Source organism: Microcoleus sp. D3_18_C4, assembly GCF_036702355.1.
In the GTDB taxonomy this organism is placed as follows: domain Bacteria; phylum Cyanobacteriota; class Cyanobacteriia; order Cyanobacteriales; family Microcoleaceae; genus Microcoleus.
This window is the reverse complement of sequence record NZ_JAUBTF010000018.1, coordinates 38466-63492: the sequence shown is the minus strand read 5'-3', so window position 1 is coordinate 63492 and position 25027 is coordinate 38466. Positions and strand designations below refer to the sequence as shown.

Sequence of the window (25027 nt, the reverse complement as noted above, 5' to 3'; positions counted from 1 at the left end):
AAATATATGTAATTTCACATTAAATTGGTATAAGCAGGTGAAGGATCTCGCCAATGATGTAAAGCAGTAAGTAGGTCGGATTTTACTTGGTTACACCTCACATCTTGCACCATTGTCAATAAACCTTTTATGAACAGGCTTTCCGGTCTGTTCCACACAAAAAATTATCTCTCGTGGAACAGGCCGATAAGCCTGTTCTTGAGAATGGTGCAAGATGTCAGTTACACCCAACCTGCAATCTACCCAACTGGGAGGATTTTAAAAGTTAAAGCGTTATGATGCCAATAAGTTGGATTCCACAGGAAACGGATGTAAAACAGCACTACAATGCGTTATGCTTACGCATATAAATTGCTTGGTTTCGGCGACTGGGGAGGGGGAGAGGATTTGGCGAGCCGTTGACTTGTGACATCTTAAGATAAGATGGGGTCGACTAATACACTTTACTACTGTGACTACTTTTGCTACTAATAACAAGTAAAAAGGAGAAAAAATAGATGTCTAAACCAGTTATTTTGTGCGTTGACGATGAGAGAATGGTATTAGACAGTCTCAGGACGCAGCTAGCAGCAGAATTTGGCAATGCCTACACCTACGAAGCAGCCGAAGATGCTGAGGAGGCTTTAGATGTAATCAGCGAACTTTCTGACGAACAAACCCACGTGATTCTGATTATTTCGGATTGGTTAATGCCCGGTATTAAGGGAGATGATCTACTAATTCGCATTCACCAAAAACACCCGCATATTATTAAAATTATGCTGACTGGTCAAGCAGATGAAGTAGCAATTGATCGAGCAAAAAAACTGGCTAATCTTCATTGTTGCTTGTCTAAACCTTGGTTGGAATCCGATTTACTAGAAACGATTAAATCTGGTTTATCTAAACTATGAGCCAACAGGTAATTATCTGTGTTGATGATGAAAAAACTGTACTCAGGAGTCTTAAAGCAGAACTGCAAGAGGCTGTTGGCAATGATTATATAATCGAAATTGCTGAAGGTGGGCAAGAGGCATTAGAGTTAATTGAAGAATTGCTAGAGGATGGGGATGAAATTCCTTTAATTATTTCCGACCACATTATGCCTGAAATGAAGGGAGATGAGCTGTTAAAACAGGCTCATATAATTTCGCCTAAAACTATAAAAATTATGCTGACAGGACAAGCAGATATTGGGGCAATCGCCAATGCTATTAACTCTGCAAACTTATATCGTTATATTACTAAACCTTGGCAAGCTGAAGACTTGAAATTGACGGTTAGAGAAGCGCTAAATAGTTATCTTCAACATCAACAACTCGCACAACAAAATGCCCAACTCCAGCAAATAAATCAGGAGTTTGCCGAGTTAAACAGCCAGCAAACCCTACTCATTGCTAAACTACACGAAGATGAAAATCGGTTGACGCAGTTTTTGGAAGCAATGCCGATTGGTGTGGGTGTCCTAGATGCGGACGGCCAACCTTACTACATTAATCGGAAAGCAAAAGAGATATTGGGTAAAGGAGTTGTGCCGGATACCAGTTTCAAGGAATTGTCAGAGGTTTATCAACTCTATCAAGCAGGCACAAATCAAAAGTATCCTACGGAGAATTTGCCCATCGTGCGCGCCTTGAAGGGGGAAAGTGCTACGGCTGACGATGCAGAAGTTCATCAAGGCGATAAGATTATTCCCTTAGAGATATTCGCTACTCCAATCTACGATCAACAAGGAAATATTGTTTATGCTATCAACACTTTTCAAGATATCACGGAACGCCAAGAAGCTGAGGCAGAACGCAAAAAGTTCATTGAGGATCTCTTTGAGGTCAATTGCAATTTGGAACTTTCACTGGATGCAGAATTAGAAATTGCGGAGGCGACAAGTCGCTTTGTACCCAATGAGTTTTTAGCTTTTTTGGGATGTGATAGTATTGTTGATATTAAATTGGGAGAAGCGGTGGAGTTGGAAATGTCAGTTTTGTTTTCTGACATCCGCGATTTCACTACTCTCTCGGAAAAGATGACACCGGAAGAGAATTTCAAATTTATCAATTCTTATCTGAGTCGAATGGAACCGCTGATTGTGGAAAATCAGGGGTTTATTGATAAGTATATTGGCGATGCAATTATGGCTTTGTTTAGTGAGGGGGCGGATGATGCTGTGAAAGCCGGAATTGCGATGCTGCATACTCTGGCTGAATACAATCGAGATCGCGCTTCTGTGGGTTATGTGCCAGTTGAGATTGGGGTGGGAATCAATACTGGTTCTTTGATTCTGGGTATAGTGGGCGGAAAAAGCCGCATGGAGGGTACTGTGATTAGCGATGCGGTTAATTTGGCTTCTCGGATAGAAAGTTTGACGAAGAATTACGGGGTGTCGCTGTTAATTACTCAGCAGACTTTCGATCGCTTGACAAATCCTGCTGATTACGGAATTAGGGTAATTGATAAAGTTCAGGTTAAGGGTAAGTCTGAATGGGTGACTGTTTATGAAGTTTTCGATGCGGATTTGCCGGAAGTTAAAGCGGGGAAGTTAGCGACTCTGCAACTATTTACTGAGGCTTTGTCTTTGTACAATATGAATAATTTTAGGGAAGCTGCGGGACTTTTTGCGGATTGTTTGGGGCCAAATCCGGGGGATAAGGTGGCTCGAATTTATTGGGAAAGGTGTCAGTAGTTAGTTGGCAGTTGGTAGTTGTTAGTTGGCAGTTGGCATTTGTCAGTTGTTATTAGTTATTAGTTATTAGTCATTAGTCATTAGTTATTAGTCATTGGTTAGGGATCGAGCGTCATCAGTCAACAGTCATCAGTCAACAGCCAACAGTCACAAATAACCAATAACCAATGACTAATGACTGCTGACTACGGTTGTTCGATCGGCAATTCTATGATAAACTCGGCTCCGTGGCCGAGTGCGGACACGCAGCTAAGTTTGCCACCGTGTTCTTGGACAACTTTGTAGGAAATTGACAGGCCTAAACCGGTGCCTTTGTCGGCGGGTTTGGTGGTAAAAAAAGCCTCGAATAACTGCTGGGAAACTTCTTCGGGCATACCGGGGCCGTTGTCAGAAATCCTAATTACAGCATGGGAGTTTTGGACTTCTGTCCTAATTTTAATCTTGCTGCGGTTAGCTTTGACTTCGGCAACTGAACGCCCTTCGTTGTATTCCTCGATCGCGTCGATCGCATTTCCGATCAAATTCATAAATACCTGATTGATTTTCCCAGCATAACACTCAACCAAAGGCAAATTTCCATAGTCCTTAATTACTGCAATTTCGGGATAGTTGCCTCTGGCTTTCAGGCGGCTTTGCAGGATCAGCAACGTTCCTTCAATCCCTTCGTGCAGGTTAACTTTGCTCATTTGAGAATCATCTTTGCGGGAGAAATTTCTGAGCGATCGCACGATTTCCCGAATGCGATCGGCCCCAACCTGCATCGAAGACATCGCTTTCGGCAAATCTTCTAGCAGAAACTCTAATTCGATATCCTTAATTTTATTTTGAATTGCTGCCGGCGGCTGCGGGCAGTGCTGCTGGTACATATCGAGCAAATTCAGCAAATCTTCCGTGTAGTGGCCGACGTGAACGAGATTGCCGCAAACGCTGCTAACGGGATTGTTAATTTCGTGAGCAACACCGGCTACCATTTGACCGAGAGTAGACATTTTTTCAGTGTGAATCAATTGAGCTTGAGTTTGCTGCAATTCGTGCAAAGTATTTTCAAGTTGAAGTTTTTGTTGGGTTAACTCTGTTTGCGATCGCCGCAAAGCTTCTTCACTGCGTTTCTGCTCGGAAATGTCAGTAATTAACCCTTCCAAAGCTATCAATTCTCCCGAGTCGGAAAACACTCCCAAACCTTGCTCCCAAACCCATTTTAATTCGCCATTTTTAGCAGTAATTCGGTAATTTAGCTGATAGGGTCGATTTTCTTGCAAAGCAACTTGCACGGCATTCCACAAATTCTCACGATCGTCCGGGTGAGTCAATTCCGATATAGAAACTTGCCGAGTGCCGATAAATTCTTCAGGAGAATAGCCGGCTAACTGATAGCAACCTTCGCTGACAAACTCCATACTGCGATCGGCATCGTTGCGAAAACGGTAGGCCATTCCCGGCAAATTGCTCATCAGCGTCGCCAAGGCCCGCTGGCTTTCCCGTAGGGCTTCTTCGGCGTGTTTGCGATCGGTAATATCCGTCATCACCGCCAGCATACAGAGTTCGCCGTCCAAATTAATCAACTCTGCTGACAGCAAACATACCACCACAGATCCCGACTTCATCCGAAACTCGCATTCCTGATTGCGAACAACACCTTGTTCGTGCAAACTTCGCCTAAAATTAAGTCTGTCTTCAGGCCTTACCCAAATATTTAACCCCGGTACTGTATTCCAGGTCGTTTCTTCTAAATCGTAACCAGTCATCGACAGAAAACTATCATTAACTTCAATAAAACGACCCTCAGCAAAAGTAGTAATAATCATCGGATCTGGGCTCGATCGAAAAGCCTTAGAAAACTTTTCTTCCGATAAACTCAACTTTTTAATAGCCTCTTCCAACTGACTTGTCCGCTCTTTAACCCGGCATTCCAATACCTCATTAGCCTGCTTCAGGGCTTCCTCAGCCTGCACCCGATAAGTGATATCGCGCACCACGCCTTGCAGCCCTATTTTGCCGCCGATATCCATAGAAGTTAGCAGCACTTCCGCCGGAAACTCAGAACCATCCAAACGACGGTGCCGCCAGTCAAAACGGCAATTTCCCGATCGCAGAGCCGTATTAATTCGCTCTTGAGAAAGACTCCTAGAATCTTGTCCATCCGGTTGCAACGGCGGGCTGAACTCCGAAGGATGCTTGCCGCAAAACTCCGACTCAGTGCTGCATCCAAATAAGTTTAAAGTAGCCGGATTGCAATCCAAAAAACCCTCTTCATCTAGCAGCATTACCGCATCAGTCGTCGATTCGTACAAAGTGCGAAACTTTTTTTCCGACGCCTGCAAAGAAGCAATCAACTGCATCTTTTCCTCAGCCGCCCGCTTTTGCTCAGTAATATCCTGCATTACTTGAGAAAAGCCCTGCAACTTTCCCCTTTCATCGCGCAAAGGAGTAACAATAATATTCGCCCAAAATCGCGATCCGTCTTTGCGAAGCCGCCAGCCTTCATTTTCGTATCGACCTTCTGCCACCGCCAGGATTAATTTTTCTTTGTGCTTGCCGATTTCAAGATCTTCTTTAGTGAAAAAACACTCCGAATTATTGCCGACTATTTCATGAGATCTGTATCCCAAAATGCGTTCTGCACCAGAATTCCAGCTAGCTACATACCCCTCAGGATCTAACATGAATATAGCGTAATCCTTAACGCCTTCAATTATTAAGCGCAGGCGTTCTTCGCTTTCTCGAAGTGCAGATTCTGCTTGCTTTCGCTGGGTAATATCTTCTACAAAACCTTCGTAGTAGAGCAATTTTCCTGCTTCATCGCAGACAGCGCGCGCATTCTCAGCGATCCAAATTATTGTTCCGTCCCGCCGATAAATCTGCGACTCAAAATCCGATACGATGCCCTGTTCTTGCAAAGCAGAAACAAACTGATCGCGCCGATCGGGATTGACATAAAGCTGATCGCTGATATCAGTCAGACAGCCCATTAATTCTTCGGCGGAATTATATCCGTAGATGCGAGCCAAAGCTGGGTTAGCGCTGATGTAGCGACCGGATTGGCTTGTTTGAAAAATACCCGACACAGCATTTTCAAACATACTATAATATTTTGCTTCCATTTGGTGCAGTGCCTCCGCGACATTCAGGCATTCTATCGCTTTATTTCCTAATTTTTGATTTCCCACTTGTGAATACCCTGCTCTTGTGTGTGAGTTGAATATTTTTGGTCTACCGCCTGTTAAATTTGAGCCGTTATTTAGGCTGAAAGATGGTGTATCGCAGCCGGAGACGAGTGTGTTTATTCATCTGTCCTACTGGACTGTTAGTTATTAGTGATAGTTGCGGAAAGTTTAGCTAATCCCGTATTTATTTGATGCTTGACTGGCTGTCACGATCGCATTGGCACATCGATCGGCTTGCGGTGCAGGTGTTCGAGCAAAACCCGCTCCTTGAAATCTCCCTGAATATATTAGCAGTTGAATACCCTGAAATAAGTTAGTAGCAAGGATGTTCTTACAATAAAAGGCAGCGACTTCTACAACCGCAAGATCCTATTTTTAGGATTTGGGTGAGAGTACGACGATCGACTCTTGCCCAATGCCACAAACCCGCCTGCAAGAGCTAAACGCTCGCTGTCCTTGCTGTCAATCGATTTGAGATTTTAGATTTTAGATTAAAGAATTGACTCCACAGATGAATCTTGGGCTCCCTAATGTCTAAAATTTTTTGGTCTCCAGAACTCCTCTCGGAAACTTTTATCGGTCTTTGGCTGCTCTGAGTTAGTGTTAAGTATTATTGCTGATAGATAATACAGCAGACTGCTAGCAGTTGTACGATTTGGGGTTTCTATGTAAAGTTGGCACAACAATAGGGTAATTGTTGTATCAAAAAATTCATATTCTGCTACTGCGGGCGGAAAAATTCTGTAGCGGTGCTGGCATTTGAGCAAAAATCGGGGCCCGATCGCGCAAAATGTGGTCGGCAAGTCTGGTAAAATCCCGATCGATTCTCGGTTTGGCCACAAAGCTCGATCAAGCTAAATTTGACTAAAAACTAATAAATGACAAATTCTCCTCTACTAGCAACGCCAGAGTTATCCCCTGCTTCAACCCCGACGCCGGATTCTCCTGTGTGGCCAGCCCTCCTGCAACAACTATTAGACAGACAATCTCTCTCACGCACCCAAGCAGCCGACTTGATGCAGGGATGGCTAGCCGAAGCTATTCCCCCCGTCCTCTCAGGAGCCATTTTAGCGGCCATCCAAGCCAAAGGCATCTCAGCCCAAGAATTGGCAGGAATGGCTCAGGTATTGCATTCTCAGTCGCTTGCAGGTGAATCAGAGAGCATTTTCAATCCCAAATCCTCAATCTCCAATCTCAAATTAATTGATACTTGCGGCACAGGTGGCGACGGCGCTTCCACGTTTAACATTTCCACTGCTGTAGCTTTTGTGGCCGCCGCCGGCAAAGTTCGAGTCGCCAAACACGGAAATCGCTCCGCATCGAGCAAAGTGGGTTCTGCTGACGTGTTGGAAGCACTCGGAGTCAACCTCAACGCCGATCCCGCGAAGGTAAGATCTGCGGTAGACTCTGTGGGCATCACCTTTTTATTTGCCCCTGGGTGGCATCCCGCACTTAAGGCTGTAGCGCCGCTCCGGCGAACTTTGAAGGTGCGGACTATTTTTAACCTATTAGGGCCCCTTGTCAATCCTATGCGCCCTACAGGGCAGATAATCGGGGTGTTCGATCCTAGTCTGGTATCAACTATTGCTCAAGCTTTGGGCGAGTTGGGGACTGAGTTAGCTTTAGTCGTTCACGGCAGAGAAAAATTGGACGAGGCGGGTTTGGGTGATGTGACTGATTTGGCGGTTTTGTCTGATGGCAAAGTGGAACTCACTACTTTAGACCCGGAAAAGGTAGGATTGACACCAAGTGCGATCGGCTCATTAAAAGGCGGAAATGTTGAGGAAAACGCCGAGATTTTGCGGAACATTTTGCAAGGGAAAGGTACGCGCGCGCAAATGGATGTTGTAGCTTTGAATGCGTCTTTAGCTTTTCAGGTGGGAGGTGCAATTCCTATGGGTTCTCACGCAGCAGGAGTTTCTCTGGCTAAGGAGATTTTATTGAGCGGCGAATCTTGGTTGAAGTTGCAGCAGTTGATTGAGTTTTTGAAATGAAGGAAGAAGGAAGTTCGGCAACGGATTTTGCAACGGATGTAACGGAAGGAAGAAGGAAGAAGGAAGAAGGAAGAAGGAAGAAGGAATTTTTTGTTTTAACTAACCCACAAGAAAAATTATTTAATTTTCCATTTTTCTTTACTTCTTCCCTCTCCCTCCTTCGTTCTTGTTAAGAGCGCGATCGAAATTCAATGACATCTTGCTTAATAGTCACATCTTTATTACCAAAAAAGTCGTGACCCAACAGTCCGATATCTAGCGACGGCGAGACTGCGACAACTACATTGTTAACTGCCAGACCACCTGCTTCCATAGAGCTCAGGCGACCGAGGGGAAAAGTAGCCACTCCGTTGGGAGTTTGTGCTTGCACTGTTCCCTGGAGAACAACGCCCAAGGCTTTAGCCATTGCTGGTGTAATTACTGTGCCACTAGCTCCAGAATCTACCATCATCTCGAACTTTTGTTTGCCGTTAAACGTGACTTCTATGACGGGGATATTAGCCTCTCGGCGTTTGATTTTTGCCTGAAACACTCCCGACTTTGCCGCCGCCGAAGTGGGGGGAGTCAATTCTTTGGGGAGAAAACCGCAGACTGATTGGCTGAGGTTGACGGTTCGGCCTGACGAGCTCCGCATGAAGCATCCCTCACTTTCTTGAGCCACTGCTGGCGAGGAGTTGGCAACACTCCCTACTAAAATTGAACTGCTCAGAGAAATAACCCCTGCTAAAACCAGTAAAGGTTGGCGCAGGTTTTGAGGGATCGGTAGAGGCTTTTTTGAGTTTGAGAGTAAAGGCAAGGGTGATTTACTAGCCATAGTTTCGTTAAACGCTGTAGCTCGATCGTAACAGCGACAACTGCCTTTTGGTATAGATATAGAATTTCCGCCCGCCTCCTAAGCTGCTTGCAGATAAATTGCTGGCGCGGGGGAGATGGAAAATTTGCACGCACTTATAGCCTTTCTCAGTAACATGAGGTACACGCTTTATAAGCGGGCATAGGGCATAGGGCATAGGACATAGGGCATAGGGCATAGGGCATAAGGCATAGGGCATACCTCACCAAGATTGAGAACTGCTGTATTGCTGCTTTTTGATTACCTGCGGCATAAGTGCCTTGCTTTTCCGAACCCTTGCACAAATTAAAATAATATCTGTATATTGCCGACTAGCATCAAATCCCTGGCAGTGGTAAGAATGAAACCAAACGAAAGTAATTAAGGATGCCATGTCACTTTCAACTGCACAACCCGCTCTCCTAGTCCTGGCTGACGGTACTGCTTACCGCGGCTGGTCGTTTGGCGCTGACGCCACCGTCGTTGGCGAGGTAGTATTTAATACGGGAATGACGGGCTACCAAGAAGTATTGACCGATCCCAGCTATTGCGGTCAAATTGTAACTTTTACTTATCCAGAATTGGGCAATACCGGGGTAAATCTCGAAGACGAAGAATCCTCGCGCCCGCAAATTCGGGGTGCGATCGCCCGGAACGTATGCAGCCGCCCCAGCAACTGGCGCTGCTCGCAATCTCTGCAAGACTACCTGAAACAGTACGATATCCCCGGAATTTACGGGATCGACACCCGCGCCCTGACTCGCAAAATTCGCACGGTGGGAGCGATCAACGGTGGCATTTCGACCACGATTCTCGACCAGGCAGAGCTTTTGGAGCTAGTGCAAGACGCCCCCAGCATGGACGGGCTGAATCTAGTCCAGGAAGTCACCACTCGCGAGGTTTACGAGTGGTCTGAAGCCACGGACTCGGTTTGGGAGTTCAGTCCTACAGTCAAACCTGCTAACGGCAAAATGTGGACTGTGGTAGCGCTAGACTTTGGGATCAAGCGCAACATCCTGCGGCGTCTGGCGAGTTACGGGTGTCGGGTCATCGTTGTCCCCGCTGACACGTCGCCGGAGGAAATTCTCAAATACAACCCGGACGGCATTTTTCTGTCCAACGGCCCTGGAGATCCGGCGGCGGTAACGGAAGGGATAGCGACTGCGAAAGCTTTATTAAAGTCGGACAAACCCGTATTCGGCATCTGCATGGGACACCAAATTTTGGGACTTTCCTTGGGTGCAGAAACTTTTAAACTTAAGTTCGGCCATCGGGGATTGAATCATCCAGCGGGTTTAACTGAGCAAATAGAAATTACTAGCCAAAATCATGGTTTTGCGATCGACCCCGATTCGCTAGCCCCCGAAGTAGAGATTACTCATCTCAATTTGAACGATCGCACCGTAGCCGGATTGAAGCATAAAACTCTGCCACTGTTCTCAGTGCAGTACCACCCAGAAGCCAGTCCGGGCCCGCACGACGCCGACTATTTATTCGATCGATTCGTGCAGTCAATGCGAGACAATCAGAAAGTAGCCAGCAGTAAGTAGTCAGCACTCAGCAGTCATTAGTCAGTAGTCATCAGAGGCTGTTTGTGTCGAGCGCTTCTGACTAATGACTAATGACTAATGACTCATAACTAAAAAACTGTAGACAAAAAAACAAAAAACTCCTATAATGAAGCCTCGACTTTAAGCCATATCTAGCTAGGAGGGTGTCATTTCTGAGTCATTGACCCTGACCGTTAGCCTCAGAGGCACTCGCGAAGTCAGGAATAACTGTCAGTTATTTCGCCTGACGGGCCTGCTGGACGCTTTTTCTGAGGCCACTTTTCGGAAGGTAATAAGCAAATGTATTGACGACGGCCCAAAACACGTAATTTTGGACTTGTCTCAGATAGACTTTGTGGATAGTTCAGGCTTGGGCGCACTTGTGCAACTTGTCAAAAAAGCCCAAACCTTGGAAGGGACATTGCAAATTGTCTCAAATCCCCGCGTAACTCAGACTGTTAAACTGGTTCGCTTAGAGAAATTTTTGTCTTTGCAGCCTTCGGTTGATGAGGCGGTAAAAAACGTCAAGGATGCTTGACGCCAAAGTGGATTAAATTAGCTATCCGGTTCTCAACGCTGGATAGCAAATTTTTATTTTTTTGCGGGTAAAATAATACCGATTTTCCCAGAAGCTGCGACACGCGCCAGCCGCTATCTCCCCGATGCTTAGAGTTTCGGTGGATGGGCAGTAAAATATGTGTGGCAAACACGCGAAAAAATGGTATAAAAATTAGAGCATCCCGATCTGGTAAAAAGCCTTTTTTAGGAGTGCGATCGTCACGCCAACCTTTGCCTATATATCTCGCTTCGCGATCGGACAGCGAACACTCCTGTGAAAGCTATAATTGCTGAAGTAACGAAAGACGAAATAAGTAAGTGACTAGAAAAACCAAGCTGTGCGGAAGTTTTATTTAAAAAAGTATGTCGCCGATCGCAGATGACGGACTCAAACTGAGTCTGACGGATATCAGTTTAAATCGAGTGCATCCTGCGAGGGCTACACCAGCAGAAATAGAAAGAATTTCGCCCGCAGCCTGGGCATATTTGGGAGATGCAGTGTACGAACTCTACGTTCGGAGTTCGTACTTAGTGCCACCCAGAAGATTGCAAGCTTATCACGAATTAGTGGTGGGGCAAGTACGAGCCGAAACTCAAGCGCGTCATTTGCGATCGATCTCTCCTTACTTGAACAGTACAGAATTAGCAATTGTCAAGCGCGGCCGCAATGCTGCAGCGGGCCGTTCTAAGCGAGCAGATCCAGAGATATACCAACAAGCCAGCAGCTTAGAAACTTTGATCGGATATTTGTATCTCACCGATCCCGAAAGATTGACCGAACTTCTGGCACTTTTAGATCTTGAGACTTAAAGGATTTAGCAGTTAAAAGTTGGGAATGGGGAGGGATTAATTAACCATCCTGGCACGGCTAACATAAAACCGCAAAAATCTTGATCGGCAAAACAGGATTGATCAGTTATTAACTAGCAATTTGAACACAGCAAAATCCTTGCTCCCTCGCTAGACTATCTCAAATCTCAAAGCCCAAAGATTGCTCCCTCAATCAAGAATCTCACATCTACCATCTACAATCGACTAGCCTTCAGCCAAAACGTTTTGAGCACAAGAAACCCATGAGAAAATTTACCAAACCCAACTTTTCGCGATCCAATTCCGACAGCAAGCCATTCAAAAGCGAAGGCCGCCGTCAGGACTCACAACCATCCTCTCCCCGCTTTGAACGCAAGCCCCGTCCCGATACTCGCGGAGTAGACGCGCCTCAAAAGCGATCGACCTTCGCCCCGCAATCACGAGAAATGCCTGTGAGAGCAATTTTCAAACGGAGATCCGATGCCGACGGCCAACCGGAAATTCGCAGAAATAATCATTTCAAAGACAGAGACAGCAGCCCGCAGGAATCCAGGGGCAATTATTACCAAGACAGAGATAGCAGCAGCCCCCAGCCGACCCGCAACAATTTCCGAGACAGAGACAGAGACAGAGACAGCAGCCCCCAGCCGACCCGCAACAATTTCCGAGACAGAGACAGAGACAGAGACAGAGACAGCAGCCCCCAGCCGACCCGCAACAATTTCCGAGACAGAGACAGAGACAGCAGCCCGCAGCCGGCCCGCAACAATTTCCGAGACAGAGACAGAGACAGCAGCCCGCAGGAATCCAGGGGCAATTATTACAAAGACAGAGACAAAGACAAGAGCCCGCAGGAATTCCGGGGCAACCATTTCAGAGACAGAGACAAAGACAGAGACACTCGCCCTGTTGACACTGCCTCAAATACAGTCGTGCAACCAGACGCAGACACAGACGACATGATTTACGGCCGCCATGCGGTGCAAGCGGCTTTAGAAACAAACCAAGTCCTAAACCGGATCTGGGTTGTCCCCCACCTGCGCTACGATCCCCGCTTTCATAGCTTGCTAACCGAAGCCAAAGCCAACGGCAGCATTATTGACGAAGTTGACGATTTGCGCCTCGACTACATCACGCGCAAAGCAAACCACCAAGGCGTAGCCGCCCAAGTATCAGCCTACGAATACCTGGATTTGAGCGAACTGATCGCAAAGGCTAAGTCGGCTTGCGAAGATCCAGTAATTGTGGTAGCAGAAGGACTCAACGACCCGCACAATCTAGGGGCGATTATTCGCACCGCAGAAGCATTGGGATCTCAGGGCATGGTGATTCCGCAGCGACGGGCTGTTGGGATTACCTCGGCAGTGAGAAAAGTGGCAGCAGGGGCATTGGAAAGCCTGCCAGTGGCGAGGGTTGTCAATCTTAACCGGGCGCTGGAAGAACTCAAAGAGGCTGGATTCTGGATTTATGGCACTGCAGCAGGCGTCGGTCAATCTATAGAGACAGTCAAGTTCTCCGGGCCCACTGTTTTAGTGGTGGGTGGTGAAGCTGACGGTTTGAGCCTTTTGATACAGCGCGGATGTGACGGATTAGTTTCAATTCCTTTAAGAGGCCATACTCCTAGCCTGAATGTCTCGGTAGCAACGGGGATGGCTTTATACGAAATTTATCGCCAGCGTGGGCCCAAAAAGTTTCACGTACACGGATCGTAAAGGTGGTTGAAAAAAAGAGCACAACAGAGTAGTTTATTGTCAATGCCACCCAGAATGGAGTGGCACGACACCCGGAACAAGTAAGGATAGCCGATCGACTGTCGTTACTTGTTCAGGCCAAAGTATAAGGGGTCTTGCCCCTACGTTCAAACAGGAATTCGACACAAATCTATTTAGATATATTTAAATAGGTTTGGAGCGGTTCTTGGCAGCAGTCAGCCACGTGTAAATAACAAAAGCCTAGGCGTGTTCGCAGCACCCAGAAAACACCGTCAAATACATTAGAAAAGCAGATGAAAGAATTCTTGATTAGCTTGCTCAACTTTTTCGGATTGGCTTGGTGGGTTGAAGTTAAAACTTCAGCGCCGCGGTGCATTTACTATTTTGGCCCGTTCTTAACCCAGGGAGAGGCGGAAACTGCAAAAGCAGGATATGTAGAAGACATAGAAAATGAAGGGGCAGAAGGTGTTAGTGTTTCGATTTACCGCTGCAAACCAATTACTTTAACTGTTGCAGAAGATTTGGGAAAGCTTGGTGATGGAGGGCTGTGGCCGGTTTTGAGCGGTCAGTAGAAACAGGGGAGTTTTGAGTTTTGAGAGGGCTACGCTTCCCTCGCAACGCTGTGCGGTTTTGAGTTGTGAGTTATAACTTCAAAACTCTTGAGTGTTGGGTGATAAATTGCTTCTGACAAACTCCCAACTCAACACTCGCAATTTCCAACTGCTTCGGGGTGACTCTCAATCCAACGATCGATGTCTGCGATTACCCGATCGGGAATTTCCCAAGGGAACAAGTGGGCTGTATTGGGATAGCACTGCCACTGACAATCCTGGAGGTGGCGGGCGGTTTCTAAACTGGATGCTGAGGTGATGTGCCGATCGGCCTCTCCGGCCAACACCAAGCTGGGACATTGAATGTCGCCAAGGTGCAGCAGTCGATCGTATCCAGCCCTCAGAGCGGTATTTAACGCCTTGGTGGCCGTGTTGGAAGTCTTGAGGTAGGCGGGAGTACCTGCCTGTGCTAAGTAGCGGTAAGGGGTGGCGTTATGCTGCTGTATCAAGTAGCGAAAGAGCGATCGCCTCGCAAAAGTATCAATATTCCACTGCCAACCGGGTAGGGCCCAATTGATAATTCCGGCTAAACCGGTGTAAAGGTTATCTTGCCAAGAGATGGGAGGGTGACTTCCTCGCGGTTTGGCTGCGGATGCAAGGAGAATCAAACCGGTGACTCGCTGGGGATATTTCATGGCTAATTCCAGGGCTAAAATCCCTCCCAAGGACCATCCGATCACCAAACAGCGATCGACTCCTAATCTGTCTAATAGTGCTTCTAAATCCACCAGATGATCGGTCATTTCAAAGAAAGTTGAGGTGCGACTGTTGCCGTAGCCGCGCAAGTCTGGGGCGATCGTCTGGAAGCGTTTTGAGAGGTGTTCTGTGAATACCGACATACAATCGCCGGAACCTGGATGGCCGTGCAAGCAGAGAATAGGAAATCCTTTGCCTTTGACGGAAACACTGAGTTTTTGATGCGGCATTTTTTAACTGTTTGGGCGGTGCGTTTTCCCCCGCTATAAATTGTATATTCCAGCGATTAAAAGCTGGGGTTTCGGACCATGTAATCTGCAATTTTAGAAATAGACTGGCGCATTTGTAGCTCGCCGCTGCGGCTGTCAATCACAGTAATCACATAGGCCTCGTCGTCAATGCTCATCGCTAAAGTTGTGCCGAGTACCCAGGAATTTTGACCGGTTTTTTCCCCCAACCACTGAGCTTTAGTTCCTTCCAAGGCAGCAAATCCCAGAGCGTGATCGTACTGGCGGTTGAGAGTTTCTATTAACAGTTTAGCACCGGGTGTTTCACCGTTGTAAATTTGCACCATCATTTCCGTGAGTTCGTTAGCAGTCACGCGGTTGCGACCCGAACCGGGGTTGGAGGGCATAATTCTTTCCCCCATTAATTTGAAGTTGACGCGGGTGACTTCGTAGCCGCTATTATCTAAATATTGATTGATGTAATCCGAACCTAAATAATCGATCAGTTGATTGGTGGCGATATTGCTGCTGCGATAGATCATTTCTTCTAACAGTAGCTGTAGCGGGTAATTGCGATTGGACCTAATCTTTGCCGATGCGTCTTCGGTGAAATTACCGCGAGTGACTAATACTTCCTGGTTCAGACTAATTTTTTCTTTATCGACTTTTTGCATCAGGGCGACAGCAATCGGCAGTTTAATTAAGCTGGCTGGACTGACAGGAGGTACATCGCCCCGGAGGTTTACGCATTCTCTAGAAAGGTTGCAAATACCGATCGAAGCTTGAGCCGACAAACCGCTTTCTCGGGCAAGCGCACCCAAAACATCAGATTTTGCTTGCTGCACTTGAAAGGTTGCTGCTGTTAAATTTTCCCGGTATTCTTGAGTTTTTGAGGCAGTGACGGAAGCTAAAAATGAATTTTGAGGAACTTCCTGCAAGTTGTTGAGCGCCTGATGCCAGAAAAATTGAGTTTGCTGCGAAGATTCGATCGACTGATTTGGCTGCCGTTTAGTTTCTACGGCTCTGTTGGCTAAACGGACTGCTTGCTGTAAGTTGTCGTTAGCCCTCTGTTCTACTAATATTTGAGCTTCCACCGCTTGCAACTGCTGTAGCAGTTGTTCTTGAGGATTAGCTGCGAAGGGAACTAAGCCGGAAAGGATGGTTGGTTCTGGGGAGGGAGATGAGGGTTGTTCTAATTCGGTGATCAGCCCATCGCGAATTTTGTAGAGTTCGTCGAGGGAACGCGGGTTAGATGATTGAGAGAATGAACTTGCGATGGTTAACATCTGAACCAGTCCAATGCCGGCTACTACTGCCGCCATCTTGTTGGCGATCGACAAAAAACACCTAATATCTCGCATATTTAACATCCTCAACACAACCCTATTCAATATAAGCAGCTATTGTTACATCATTGAAATACTCACCGGCCTCTTATGAGCGGTGATTCTTGACGCTTCATCGGGTTTTGCTAACCGTTGCTAGTCTGACAATCCCTCTGCGCCCGTTTTGAGTCGTGGCGATTCCCCATCCCGACTTTCTCTATAATTCTAGAAGCGTTTTGATCCCTATCTTGTTTAGTACCACAACTCAGGCAAAGCACTGAACGAACAGACAAATCGATTTTACCCCATTTGAAACCACAATCCGCACAAACTTGGCTAGTAGGTTCCCACCTACTAATTACTTGAAACTCTCTGCCAAACTTTTCGGATTTGGATTCACAGAGAGTTCTAAACTCTCTCCACCCTTGCTGGCTAATTGCCCTTGAGAGCTTCCGGTTTCTTAGCATCCCGGATACATTTAAATCTTCCAAAATAATCACTTGGTTTTCGTTAACTACTTTAGTTGACAACTTGTGCAGAAAATCTTTACGGGTGTCGGCAATGCGGTTGTGCAATTTAGCAATCTTGATTCGTGTTATGTTTCTCCTTTTAGAGTCTTTCGGCTGGCGAGCTAATTTACGTTGAAGTTTACGGATTGTGCGGTCTAGACTTTTATAGCTAGGGCTTTTGGCTTCCTCACCGTTACTCATCACTGCAAAAGTTGTGATTCCTAAATCGATTCCGATACTTTGGTTTTTCGCCTCAGATGGAATGTGTTGAATTTCTACTAAAAAACTCAGGAAATAACGATTTCCACAATCTTTGATTACTGTGACAGAGCTAGGTTCGGATGACAGTGTTCTTGACCATATAGGGTTAACAACACCTATCTTGGCTAAATAGACACCGCCATTTTTCAGAGAAAAACCCCCAATCCTAAATCGTGCCGACTGGCTATTTGCTCTTTTTTTGAACTTGGGATAACCAACCTTGCAACCTTTTCGCTTTCCTTTGCAGGAGTCGAAAAAGTTCTTGAAAGCCGTTTCCAAGTCCGCTACAGATTGCTGTAGAGGAATATTGGAGACTTCGCTTAGCCAAGCTCTTTCTTCGGTCTTTTTCGCTTGGGTGATCACGATTTTTTGCAGTTCGGCCGAACTTGGCTTTTTCTCGGACTGCTTGCAGAGAGCTAGGCTATCGTTCCAGACCTTCCTCACGCAGCCAAACAGCCGAGCCAAGCTCTGCTTTTGTTCTGTCGTTGGATAAAATCTGTACTTGAACCTCGCCTTCATGTTTATACTAATATTGGTCTGTAGGTTTGATTATATATTGGTTTGCAAGTAATGACAACTATTTACCGCCATGAGCGCAATTCTGTTACAGAACTTAAAATGCACTTGGTCTGCGTAACAAAGTATCGTCGGTCTGTATTTACGAGCGAAAGTCTTGATTTGATTGAAAAATCGTTTCGTGAGGTAGCTCAAAAAATGAACTTTCAAGTGCTAGAGTTCGATGGCGAAGGCAATCATGTTCATGCGCTGATTGAGTATCCGCCTAAATTATCGACATCTCAAATTGTTAACGCATTAAAAGGCGTTTCCAGTCGTCGGTACGGACAGGCTGGACACGAAAAACCCCACAAAGAAGCTTTGTGGAGTCCTAGTTATTTTGCTGTTTCTGTAGGAGGTGCGCCTTTAGAAGTTTTGAAGGAATATATTAGAAACCAAGAAAAGCCGTCCTAGAAGGACGGGGCTTGTATCTCATTTTTTTGTCAAACGGTTTTAGATTTTAGATCGGAGATTGTAGATTGAAGAACAAATCTCAAATCTCAAATCTCAAATCTCAAATGGTTTTGATCGCGCCAATGTGGCAAAATAACCAAAATAAAGGGAGCGATCGCACCAAAGCAATCAACCCCCTCTAAATATTGCGAACTATCTACTTTCTGCGCCGCCGTCGCCAGTCAGCACCCAACCGCTTGAGGTAATCCCAGCCGCGTTGGGGCCAGACATGATCGCTACCAATCTTTTCGGCAATCCAGCGAGCGACTTTGGGGCCTGTCCAGTCTCCGCCGTCGGGGGCAGGGCCTTGCAGCGCTTGTCGCAGTTCTTCTTGCTGTTCAGGATTCAGCAAGGATTTTGCAGGAGGGGGCTGGCGGTCTCCGCTGCGATTTCTCACAGAGTTAGGCCCTTCTCGGTTGTAGCGCTGGACAATTTCTTTGGCGTAGTCGTAGTTGAGACCTACGACTTGGGCTGCTTGTTTGATAGTCCAATTTCGGGACACTAACAGCAGCAAGTGCCAGCGGCGCGACTCTGTGGTGTTTTGTGCCTGCCGGTAGCGAATTTTGAGTTCCTCTGCCGTCAGGTGGGATTCTAAGTGAGCTTTAGGTGGCATTCCTCCAACGGGGCATCGGGAACTTCTTACCATATATCTTGGGTTTTGGGGATAATTCCGGATGAAATTATTTTCCTGGGGATCGATCGGGCAAATAAGTAGCTTTTTTTACCGCAGATGCACGCAGCTAGTCGCAATTGAGGAAGGACTGCTGTTTTTTTGCAGGTGCGCGCAACAGGAGACCACGGCGTGGCGGTGAGCGTTCCCAGCTTTTTTGTGAACCCCAGATTTCTGACAGGCTTGTTGACCTCTGGCACAAGGGGCGTGGATCGGAAAAGGTCGATCGCTATTTTCTTCGATCGGGCAGCGGCCCTTAATTCACTCGGCTGAATGATAACTTTTAGTCATTTTTGAATAAAAAAGTATTCTTCATAATCGGATACTAATTATTAGGCTATAGACCGCCACAATCTAATCTTTATTATCATATTTTTTTTATTTTAAGTTCATTTTTTTGTGGATTTACAGGAGATGAGTTTTTTATAAAATCAGCTTTAAACGCTGCTAGTTATGCTCTTTAAAATAACTTAAACCTAATAAATAAATATGTATTGTGAATTATAATACTCTGAAAGTTACCCGGAATAAAGCATTCACAATCGGGAATTGGTTTATTTTATATGCCATCTTTTTCTTCCCTAAATACTGGATGGCGTCGAAGAGAAGCTAGGTTCTAATGTTTGAGAATTTAGATTGCAGAATTGGGAATGACTAATTTCCTAATGATTGTGATCTTGCATACACATTCTTGGAGGCAGAACCTAATTATGTAGGGGTCTCATTGCACACATTACCGCTTCCTCACATAATTCGTGCGTCCAACCACTTGTTGCATAAGTTTTGATACAGTTGCATTCTTGGTTTGTTAAAAGATGAGGTAAAAAACTCGATCGCTATTTTGTGTTCGGTGGGATTTGGGGAATTTAATCTATTGTAGATAAAATGACCTATCGCCCGTTAGCGGAGTCCTCTTTGAGGCTCGAACTTTCGCCACAAAAATAGCCGACTTTGCCTTCGGGCTGTAAGCAGGTACAATTGCCAGTTATATTAACTGTATTGTCTCAAAGTAGAAATAATAAAGGTACGAGCATGGCATCCATCCGCGAGTTGCACCGACAACTGGTCAATAAAGAACGCTCTGCTGTGGAAATTACTCAAGAAGCATTAGACCGAATTACCCAGCTAGAGCCGAAGTTGAAAAGCTTTCTGTGCGTGACGGCAGACAGCGCACTGGCGCAGGCCCATAAAGTGGATGCCCAAATCGCAGCCGGAGAGCAAATTGGCCTGTTGGCCGGCATCCCGATCGCCGTTAAAGATAATATGTGCACCGAGGGCGTTCCCACAACCTGCGCCTCTCGGATTTTGGAGAATTTTGTGCCTCCCTACGATGCAACCGTCGTCTCCAAACTCCAAGCAGCCGGTGCGGTGATTGTGGGTAAGGCGAATATGGACGAGTTTGCAATGGGGAGCTCGACGGAAACTTCTGCTTATCAAGTTACCGCGAATCCTTGGGACTTGGAGCGCGTGCCCGGAGGGTCTTCTGGCGGTTCTGCTGCAGCGGTAGCCGCTGGAGAATGCGTCGTGAGTTTGGGTTCGGATACTGGGGGCTCAATCCGCCAACCTGCTGCTTTTTGCGGGTTGGTGGGGCTGAAACCAACTTATGGGTTGGTTTCTCGCTACGGTTTGGTGGCCTATGCTTCTTCTCTCGATCAAATCGGGCCCTTTGGCCGGACTGTTGAGGATACGGCGATTTTGTTGGGAGCGATCGCCGGTTATGATCCGAGAGATTCCACGAGTCTTAATGTCCCAATTCCTGACTACGCTCAAGCTTTAAGACCCAGTTTGCGACCCAAGGGTCAAATTAGAATTGGTGTAATTAAAGAAACTTTTGGTGTAGGGCTGGACTCGGGGGTTAAAGACGCTGTTACTAAGGCGATCGAGCAATTTCAACAATTGGGCGCAGAAATTCAAGTCATTTCTTGTCCCCGCTTCCGCTACGGTTTGCCCACTTACTACATCATTGCTCCCTCGGAAGCTTCGGCAAATTTGGCGCGATATGATGGAGTGAAGTACGGTTTCCGATCTCCAGACTCCGATAATCTTTTGGATATGTATGCCAAAACCCGCTCTCAGGGGTTCGGTGCGGAAGTTAAACGCCGGATTGCGATCGGCACTTACGTATTGTCGGCTGGATATTACGATGCCTATTATCTAAAAGCTCAAAAAGTTCGGACTTTGATTAAAGAAGACTTTGAAAAAGCTTTTTCTCAAGTTGATGTTTTAGTCTGTCCCACTGCTCCTACTACCGCATTTAAGGCAGGCGAAAAATTCAATGACCCTCTGAGTATGTATTTGTCAGATTTGATGACTATTCCCGTGAATCTTGCTGGTTTGCCAGCTTTGAGTTTGCCCTGCGGATTTGATGATAAAGGACTGCCCGTGGGTATACAACTGATTAGTAATGTTTTGCAAGAATCTCGGTTGTTTCAAGTGGCTCACGCTTACGAACAGTCTACGAATTGGCACTTACACCACCCGGAATTGCATTAATTTTTGAAAATCGGCGGAATACGGTGGCGGAAGTTAGTAATCGATCTTGGCTAATTGTCTGAATTAATAATTTGCCATTAGCTTTTGAGCGATCTCTAATTTCCCGCGTGCTCTATCTATGAACAATTTGCTAGTATTCCTTTTGTCTAAATCGCTAATAGCTTTTGGGATAGTTTTGGCCGTTGCTTATTCTGCTGCTTGTGTATTCCTATTTGTAGCGCAAGGTAAGTTTATCTTTTTTCCTGCGCGGGCGATCGAAACTACGCCAGATGATTTTCAGTTGAAATATCAAGATGTCTGGCTGCCAATTTCAACTAAAACAGGCGCGGTTGACAGCGTGCACGGGTGGTGGATTCCTGCCTCGGAAAATCCCCCCAGCCCCCCCTTAGCAAGGGGGAGAGCAAGAAAGGGAGAGGCTGTTCCCTCTGTTAACACCGGAGACTCGGATAGCCCCCCCAGCCCCCCCTTGCCAAGGGGAGGAGCTAGAGGAGTCGGAACGTCCCCGCAAAGTGAGAGACCGGCAGTCGCTCCGGTTCCCCCCCTTGTTAAGGGGGGGTTAGGGGGGGTAGTTTTGTACCTGCACGGCAATGCTTCAAATGTGGGATCAAATGTCGAACACGCTCATCGATTTCATCGATTAGGTTTGTCGGTATTTGTGATGGATTATCGTGGTTATGGAAAAAGCCAGGGCGATTTTCCGAGTGAATCTCAGGTTTATGAGGATGCTCAACTTGCTTGGGATTATTTGGTGAAACAGCGGGGGATTAACCCGAATCAAATTTATATCTACGGTCATTCTTTGGGAGGCGCGATCGCGATCGATCTAGCCGTGCGTCACCCGGAGGCGGCGGGGTTAATCGTAGAAGGCTCTTTTACTTCGACGCGGGCGATGGTGAATTTTCAAAAAGGGCTGTTTTGGATGTTTCCGATCGATTTTTTGCTGACACAGCGGTTTGATTCTCTTTCAAAAGTCGATCGCCTGCAAATGCCCGTGCTCTTTATTCACGGGACTGCTGACAATGTAGTTCCAGTGGAAATGAGCAAAAAAATGTTTGAGGCAGCACCGGAGCCCAAACAGTTGTACATAGTTCCTGATGGAGGTCACACTAATGTGGCACAGATCGGGGGCGCAGAATATCTGCAAATACTGAGCCAATTTTTAGGTTCTTCAAAGTAGATAAAAGCTATTGGCGGTAACAGGTTAAGTTTGATATCTGTACCGCCTGCTCGCACTTCTAACAGTACATATTAAACACAGTAGTGATGACGATGATACTGCTTAGTAGAACCTTAATACATTTAGCCACCAGTCATTCAAGGCATAGCAGTAATTACAGTAATTGTTCGTGCTGAGCGCTGGTTCTTTCTTAACTTCGCAGCCTCGCCGAGAGGTTTTTCTGTTCGGCATCCGGGCGCCACAGAGATTGGCATCTGTGAGATTAGCTTTGTTCAATCTCGCATCCGTCAAGTCGGCCGATCTAAGGTCGGCACCGCTGAGATTTGCACCGCTTAAATCGGCTTCTTTGAGGTCTGCACCGGTGAGATTTGCACCGCTTAAATCAGCATTTCTCAGGTCGGTTCTATTTAGTTTAGCGGCGCTCAAATTACTGCATTTTAAGTTAGCCAACTGGAGCGATGCGCCTCGCAGAAAACTCTCGCTGAGGTTAGCATTTTCTAAGTTTGCTCCCCTGATGTCGGCTCTGCTCATGTCGGCTTTGCTGAGGTCGGCGTCAGCCAAAAAGGCGTTTCTCATGTTGGCGTTGTTTAAATTAGCTTCCATTAAGTCAGCCGCAGTCAAGTCGGCATCAACTAAGTCGGCCCTGCTGAGAGTGGCGCGGCTCAAGGAAGCGCCAAACAAATCTGCACGGCTCAAGGAAGCGCCAAATAAGTCGCATCCGGGACATCCTCTGGTTTCTAGCAGCCGCTTGACTAGAGACAGATTTTGAGCTTGCAAGGGAAGTGCGGCGCAAAATGGGAGTAGCATTATCGCAGCAGTCAGAATTTTCAGTTTGATTTTGGTCATAGTCTTGGTAAGTCCTGTAACTGCCTTTCATCACCGATTTGTCTGCGGGACTTACGCGCGGGGGACAAAAAAACCCGGTTTCCTCGTTAATTCCTCGCTGTCAAACCCAATATTCTCAGCAGAAACTGGGTGGTTTGCGTAAGTCCTAGTCTAGTGGATGGACGCGACTCGACGGTGTAAGGTTCGATCGCCCTCACGGATATTACTTACACGTTGGGGATGAAAGCGCGCACCTCAAGGCTTCTTTGCAGCGAGCGGCCAACGGCCGGATGCCCTGAATACCAGGGATTCGGGAGCTTGCGACGGCTGGAACAAGTGGCCGATTCCGACAACGGATAAGTATTTGTAATCGATGCAGTTGGATTTTGCTGCCGAGGGCGATCGTTCTCCGTACAGGCGATCGATAAATAAGCCAATTGGCTTAGACTCTTAAGACATATTGCTGATGCGCTGCCTTCTATAAAAAAGATAGCATTTTTGTGTGATCCCCGAAATAATACCGAGCCAGCAAGTATAAAAAAGATACCGGGTGTCTCGGCGGGCGGGAAAATAGGGTACAGCTAATACTTTCAAACGAGGAAAATAGATGTCTAACAGCATAGATCGACTTGCAGAAGGCGGCAGGGGGATCAAACTCATGTGGCAGATTGCAGACGAGCTCAGTTACACCCGGACTCTCGACAATCGAAACTGTTTGTCGCTAAGAAAAACTTACGAAGTAGAAAATCGCGATCGCTCCCAAAATATAAAAAAAGCTAGCATTTTAGATGGGTTAATGAATTTATTAAACACCTGGGATTGGCAGACTGAAAAACAGCAGGAAGAAGAGCTGAATGAAACTTGTATTCAACATATTAGCCTGCAAGTCAACACAGATGTCAATGCTTTAACCCAAGTTTTGTTGTGGTTTGAACAGTTGAAAGATATATCGCTCCCCAATGAAGTTTGGTGGAACTTGCAGTTGGCGTTGGCTGAAGGTTTCACTAATGCAGTTCGCCACGCTCACAAAAATCTGCCAGTAGAAACTCCTGTTCAACTGGAAATTAGGGTATTTAAGGGACGGTTGGAACTCAAAGTTTGGGATTGCGGCCCGTGTTTTGATTTTAATGCTAAGCTGAAGGAAATTCTGGCAGCAGATAGAAATAACGGCTTGGATTTAGAGGTTGTGAACGATACTTGCTTGATGCCTACCAGACAGAAAACTGTGGAACAGTCTCTATTTCTAATTGCTGGGTAGCTTGGGAGTGAGGGACAATTAACAGACTGGCACGGTTAAAAATGTGTTATGCTAAAAACGGTGTTAGGGGAAAAGTAACGGGTTTTGTCTCCGAGTGGGTAAGGGGGTTTGAATACTGCCAACCTGCTGCGGCTTGGGTTAAGAGCTATGGTCTTGGGTGATTCTATAGCGGTTTGATAGAAACGGGTGCATCTGTCTAATTAAATATTAAAAACTCAACATTAAAAGTTAAAAATTATTAACACTAATTTTTGATAGTTTAATTTATCATAGTATCTGGTCGCTCACCAATTACTAATGATTTCCAAAGAAACTTTATTTGTTCTGTCTCTATTTCCCTACTTGGGATTTCTCTGGTTTTTGACTCGATCGGGAAAAACACCCCGTTTAGCTCTAATGGGATTTTACGGCACTCTCGTTTTTGTAGCGGTGACGATTCCCGCCGCAATTTACGCAAAAGTGGCCTACAACGAGTCACTAGCAAATGTCGATTGGCTGCACGGTTCTGCGGAACTATTCTTGACACTTGCCAATATTTTATTAGTTTTAGGCTTTAGAGAAGCGGTGATTAAAGCCAAAGCATCCTCACAGAAGGGCGGCGAGGAGCCAGAGTGTCTTTTAGATGGGGGAGAATAGCCGAGCTCATCTCAGTTTTGTATTTACTCTCCGAATAAATGCTCCAGAATAG

General features: G+C 46.2%; 22 protein-coding genes. 14 read left to right on the top strand and 8 right to left on the bottom strand.

The window, feature by feature from the left end; translation table 11 throughout:
• Window positions 1-497 precede the first annotated feature (497 nt).
• Window positions 498-893 carry a response regulator gene (locus tag QUA90_RS11765; RefSeq protein ID WP_333445600.1) on the top strand — a complete coding sequence of 132 codons (396 nt, stop codon included), beginning with the start codon at window positions 498-500 and terminating at the stop codon, window positions 891-893.
• Window positions 890-2659, top strand: a complete 1770-nt coding sequence (locus QUA90_RS11760; protein ID WP_333445598.1) for an adenylate/guanylate cyclase domain-containing protein — start codon at window positions 890-892, stop codon at window positions 2657-2659. Before QUA90_RS11765 ends, QUA90_RS11760 begins: the two co-directional genes overlap by 4 nt.
• Window positions 2660-2844: 185 nt before the next feature.
• Here QUA90_RS11760 and QUA90_RS11755 read toward each other — a convergent pair whose 3' ends face one another.
• Window positions 2845-5826 (bottom strand): PAS domain S-box protein, encoded by a 2982-nt coding sequence (locus tag QUA90_RS11755; protein WP_333322101.1) that lies wholly within the window; start codon window positions 5824-5826, stop codon window positions 2845-2847.
• A gap of 875 nt (window positions 5827-6701) precedes the next feature.
• On the opposite strand from QUA90_RS11755, the gene trpD reads away from it, so the two are divergent.
• Both trpD and QUA90_RS11745 read left to right on the top strand, forming a co-directional pair.
• The gene (gene trpD, locus QUA90_RS11750) at window positions 6702-7817 is read left to right on the top strand and encodes an anthranilate phosphoribosyltransferase (protein WP_333445596.1); all 1116 of its coding nucleotides are present in this window, start codon (window positions 6702-6704) and stop codon (window positions 7815-7817) included.
• Complete coding sequence (locus QUA90_RS11745) at window positions 7814-7990, top strand: hypothetical protein (RefSeq protein ID WP_333445594.1); 177 nt, start codon at window positions 7814-7816, stop codon at window positions 7988-7990. Before trpD ends, QUA90_RS11745 begins: the two co-directional genes overlap by 4 nt.
• On the opposite strand, the gene QUA90_RS11740 is transcribed toward QUA90_RS11745, so the two are convergent.
• A complete protein-coding gene (locus tag QUA90_RS11740) occupies window positions 7987-8631 on the bottom strand; it encodes a retropepsin-like aspartic protease (RefSeq protein ID WP_333150830.1) in 645 nt (214 codons plus the stop codon). The two genes, QUA90_RS11745 and QUA90_RS11740, sit on opposite strands and share 4 nt — an antisense overlap.
• Window positions 8632-9041: 410 nt before the next feature.
• On the opposite strand from QUA90_RS11740, the gene carA reads away from it, so the two are divergent.
• The 5 genes from carA to QUA90_RS11715 all read left to right on the top strand — a co-directional run bounded on the left by carA (window position 9042) and on the right by QUA90_RS11715 (window position 13851).
• The gene (gene carA, locus QUA90_RS11735; protein WP_333384754.1) at window positions 9042-10199 is read left to right on the top strand and encodes a glutamine-hydrolyzing carbamoyl-phosphate synthase small subunit; all 1158 of its coding nucleotides are present in this window, start codon (window positions 9042-9044) and stop codon (window positions 10197-10199) included.
• Window positions 10200-10380: 181 nt separating this feature from the next.
• The gene (locus QUA90_RS11730) at window positions 10381-10737 is read left to right on the top strand and encodes an STAS domain-containing protein (RefSeq protein WP_333082737.1); all 357 of its coding nucleotides are present in this window, start codon (window positions 10381-10383) and stop codon (window positions 10735-10737) included.
• Between the two features lie 383 nt (window positions 10738-11120).
• A complete protein-coding gene (locus QUA90_RS11725) occupies window positions 11121-11567 on the top strand; it encodes a ribonuclease III domain-containing protein (RefSeq protein WP_333227565.1) in 447 nt (148 codons plus the stop codon).
• Window positions 11568-11830: 263 nt separating this feature from the next.
• A complete protein-coding gene (gene rlmB / locus QUA90_RS11720; protein WP_333445591.1) occupies window positions 11831-13279 on the top strand; it encodes a 23S rRNA (guanosine(2251)-2'-O)-methyltransferase RlmB in 1449 nt (482 codons plus the stop codon).
• Between the two features lie 293 nt (window positions 13280-13572).
• Window positions 13573-13851: a DUF1816 domain-containing protein gene (locus tag QUA90_RS11715; RefSeq protein WP_333384762.1), complete on the top strand. Its 279-nt coding sequence runs from the start codon at window positions 13573-13575 to the stop codon at window positions 13849-13851.
• Window positions 13852-13979: 128 nt separating this feature from the next.
• On the opposite strand, the gene QUA90_RS11710 is transcribed toward QUA90_RS11715, so the two are convergent.
• From QUA90_RS11710 to QUA90_RS11700, 3 genes are all read right to left on the bottom strand, one after another.
• Window positions 13980-14816, bottom strand: coding sequence for an alpha/beta hydrolase (locus QUA90_RS11710; RefSeq protein WP_333445589.1), 837 nt, complete (start codon window positions 14814-14816; stop codon window positions 13980-13982).
• A gap of 56 nt (window positions 14817-14872) precedes the next feature.
• Entirely contained in the window at window positions 14873-16174 is a 1302-nt protein-coding gene (locus QUA90_RS11705) for a serine hydrolase (protein WP_333445587.1), read from the bottom strand.
• Between the two features lie 110 nt (window positions 16175-16284).
• On the bottom strand, window positions 16285-17373 hold the full coding sequence (locus QUA90_RS11700; protein ID WP_333445585.1) for a transposase: 1089 nt from the start codon (window positions 17371-17373) through the stop codon (window positions 16285-16287).
• A gap of 105 nt (window positions 17374-17478) precedes the next feature.
• Between QUA90_RS11700 and tnpA the strand changes: the two genes are divergently transcribed.
• Entirely contained in the window at window positions 17479-17877 is a 399-nt protein-coding gene (tnpA, locus tag QUA90_RS11695) for an IS200/IS605 family transposase (RefSeq protein ID WP_333322080.1), read from the top strand.
• Between the two features lie 196 nt (window positions 17878-18073).
• Here tnpA and QUA90_RS11690 read toward each other — a convergent pair whose 3' ends face one another.
• On the bottom strand, window positions 18074-18529 hold the full coding sequence (locus QUA90_RS11690) for a helix-turn-helix domain-containing protein (RefSeq protein WP_333082743.1): 456 nt from the start codon (window positions 18527-18529) through the stop codon (window positions 18074-18076).
• 1089 nt (window positions 18530-19618) lie between these two features.
• Between QUA90_RS11690 and gatA the strand changes: the two genes are divergently transcribed.
• Together gatA and QUA90_RS11680 are read left to right on the top strand one after the other, a co-directional pair.
• A complete protein-coding gene (gene gatA, locus QUA90_RS11685; protein WP_333082744.1) occupies window positions 19619-21079 on the top strand; it encodes an Asp-tRNA(Asn)/Glu-tRNA(Gln) amidotransferase subunit GatA in 1461 nt (486 codons plus the stop codon).
• 142 nt (window positions 21080-21221) lie between these two features.
• On the top strand, window positions 21222-22256 hold the full coding sequence (locus QUA90_RS11680) for an alpha/beta hydrolase (protein WP_445300105.1): 1035 nt from the start codon (window positions 21222-21224) through the stop codon (window positions 22254-22256).
• Window positions 22257-22358: 102 nt separating this feature from the next.
• Here the strand turns inward: QUA90_RS11680 and QUA90_RS11675 are convergent, their stop codons facing one another.
• Both QUA90_RS11675 and QUA90_RS11670 read right to left on the bottom strand, forming a co-directional pair.
• A complete protein-coding gene (locus tag QUA90_RS11675; protein ID WP_333322076.1) occupies window positions 22359-23102 on the bottom strand; it encodes a pentapeptide repeat-containing protein in 744 nt (247 codons plus the stop codon).
• 206 nt (window positions 23103-23308) lie between these two features.
• The gene (locus tag QUA90_RS11670; protein ID WP_333445583.1) at window positions 23309-23518 is read right to left on the bottom strand and encodes a hypothetical protein; all 210 of its coding nucleotides are present in this window, start codon (window positions 23516-23518) and stop codon (window positions 23309-23311) included.
• A gap of 170 nt (window positions 23519-23688) precedes the next feature.
• On the opposite strand from QUA90_RS11670, the gene QUA90_RS11665 reads away from it, so the two are divergent.
• A complete protein-coding gene (locus QUA90_RS11665; protein ID WP_333445581.1) occupies window positions 23689-24339 on the top strand; it encodes an ATP-binding protein in 651 nt (216 codons plus the stop codon).
• 297 nt (window positions 24340-24636) lie between these two features.
• On the top strand, window positions 24637-24975 hold the full coding sequence (locus QUA90_RS11660) for a DUF3593 domain-containing protein (RefSeq protein WP_333322069.1): 339 nt from the start codon (window positions 24637-24639) through the stop codon (window positions 24973-24975).
• Window positions 24976-25027 lie beyond the last annotated feature (52 nt).

Bases quoted from the DNA above. Each gene is read 5' to 3' on its own strand.
- QUA90_RS11675 (WP_333322076.1), bottom strand. From the start codon at position 23,102: ATGACCAAAATCAAACTGAAAATTCTGACTGCTGCGATAATGCTACTC.
- QUA90_RS11690 (WP_333082743.1), bottom strand. From the start codon at position 18,529: ATGCCACCTAAAGCTCACTTAGAATCCCACCTGACGGCAGAGGAACTC.
- QUA90_RS11665 (WP_333445581.1), top strand. From the start codon at position 23,689: ATGTCTAACAGCATAGATCGACTTGCAGAAGGCGGCAGGGGGATCAAA.
- QUA90_RS11725 (WP_333227565.1), top strand. From the start codon at position 11,121: ATGTCGCCGATCGCAGATGACGGACTCAAACTGAGTCTGACGGATATC.
- tnpA (WP_333322080.1), top strand. From the start codon at position 17,479: ATGACAACTATTTACCGCCATGAGCGCAATTCTGTTACAGAACTTAAA.
- QUA90_RS11740 (WP_333150830.1), bottom strand. From the start codon at position 8,631: ATGGCTAGTAAATCACCCTTGCCTTTACTCTCAAACTCAAAAAAGCCT.
- trpD (WP_333445596.1), top strand. From the start codon at position 6,702: ATGACAAATTCTCCTCTACTAGCAACGCCAGAGTTATCCCCTGCTTCA.
- QUA90_RS11705 (WP_333445587.1), bottom strand. From the start codon at position 16,174: ATGCGAGATATTAGGTGTTTTTTGTCGATCGCCAACAAGATGGCGGCA.
- QUA90_RS11715 (WP_333384762.1), top strand. From the start codon at position 13,573: ATGAAAGAATTCTTGATTAGCTTGCTCAACTTTTTCGGATTGGCTTGG.
- carA (WP_333384754.1), top strand. From the start codon at position 9,042: ATGTCACTTTCAACTGCACAACCCGCTCTCCTAGTCCTGGCTGACGGT.
- gatA (WP_333082744.1), top strand. From the start codon at position 19,619: ATGGCATCCATCCGCGAGTTGCACCGACAACTGGTCAATAAAGAACGC.
- QUA90_RS11745 (WP_333445594.1), top strand. From the start codon at position 7,814: ATGAAGGAAGAAGGAAGTTCGGCAACGGATTTTGCAACGGATGTAACG.
- QUA90_RS11765 (WP_333445600.1), top strand. From the start codon at position 498: ATGTCTAAACCAGTTATTTTGTGCGTTGACGATGAGAGAATGGTATTA.
- QUA90_RS11760 (WP_333445598.1), top strand. From the start codon at position 890: ATGAGCCAACAGGTAATTATCTGTGTTGATGATGAAAAAACTGTACTC.
- rlmB (WP_333445591.1), top strand. From the start codon at position 11,831: ATGAGAAAATTTACCAAACCCAACTTTTCGCGATCCAATTCCGACAGC.
- QUA90_RS11710 (WP_333445589.1), bottom strand. From the start codon at position 14,816: ATGCCGCATCAAAAACTCAGTGTTTCCGTCAAAGGCAAAGGATTTCCT.
- QUA90_RS11660 (WP_333322069.1), top strand. From the start codon at position 24,637: ATGATTTCCAAAGAAACTTTATTTGTTCTGTCTCTATTTCCCTACTTG.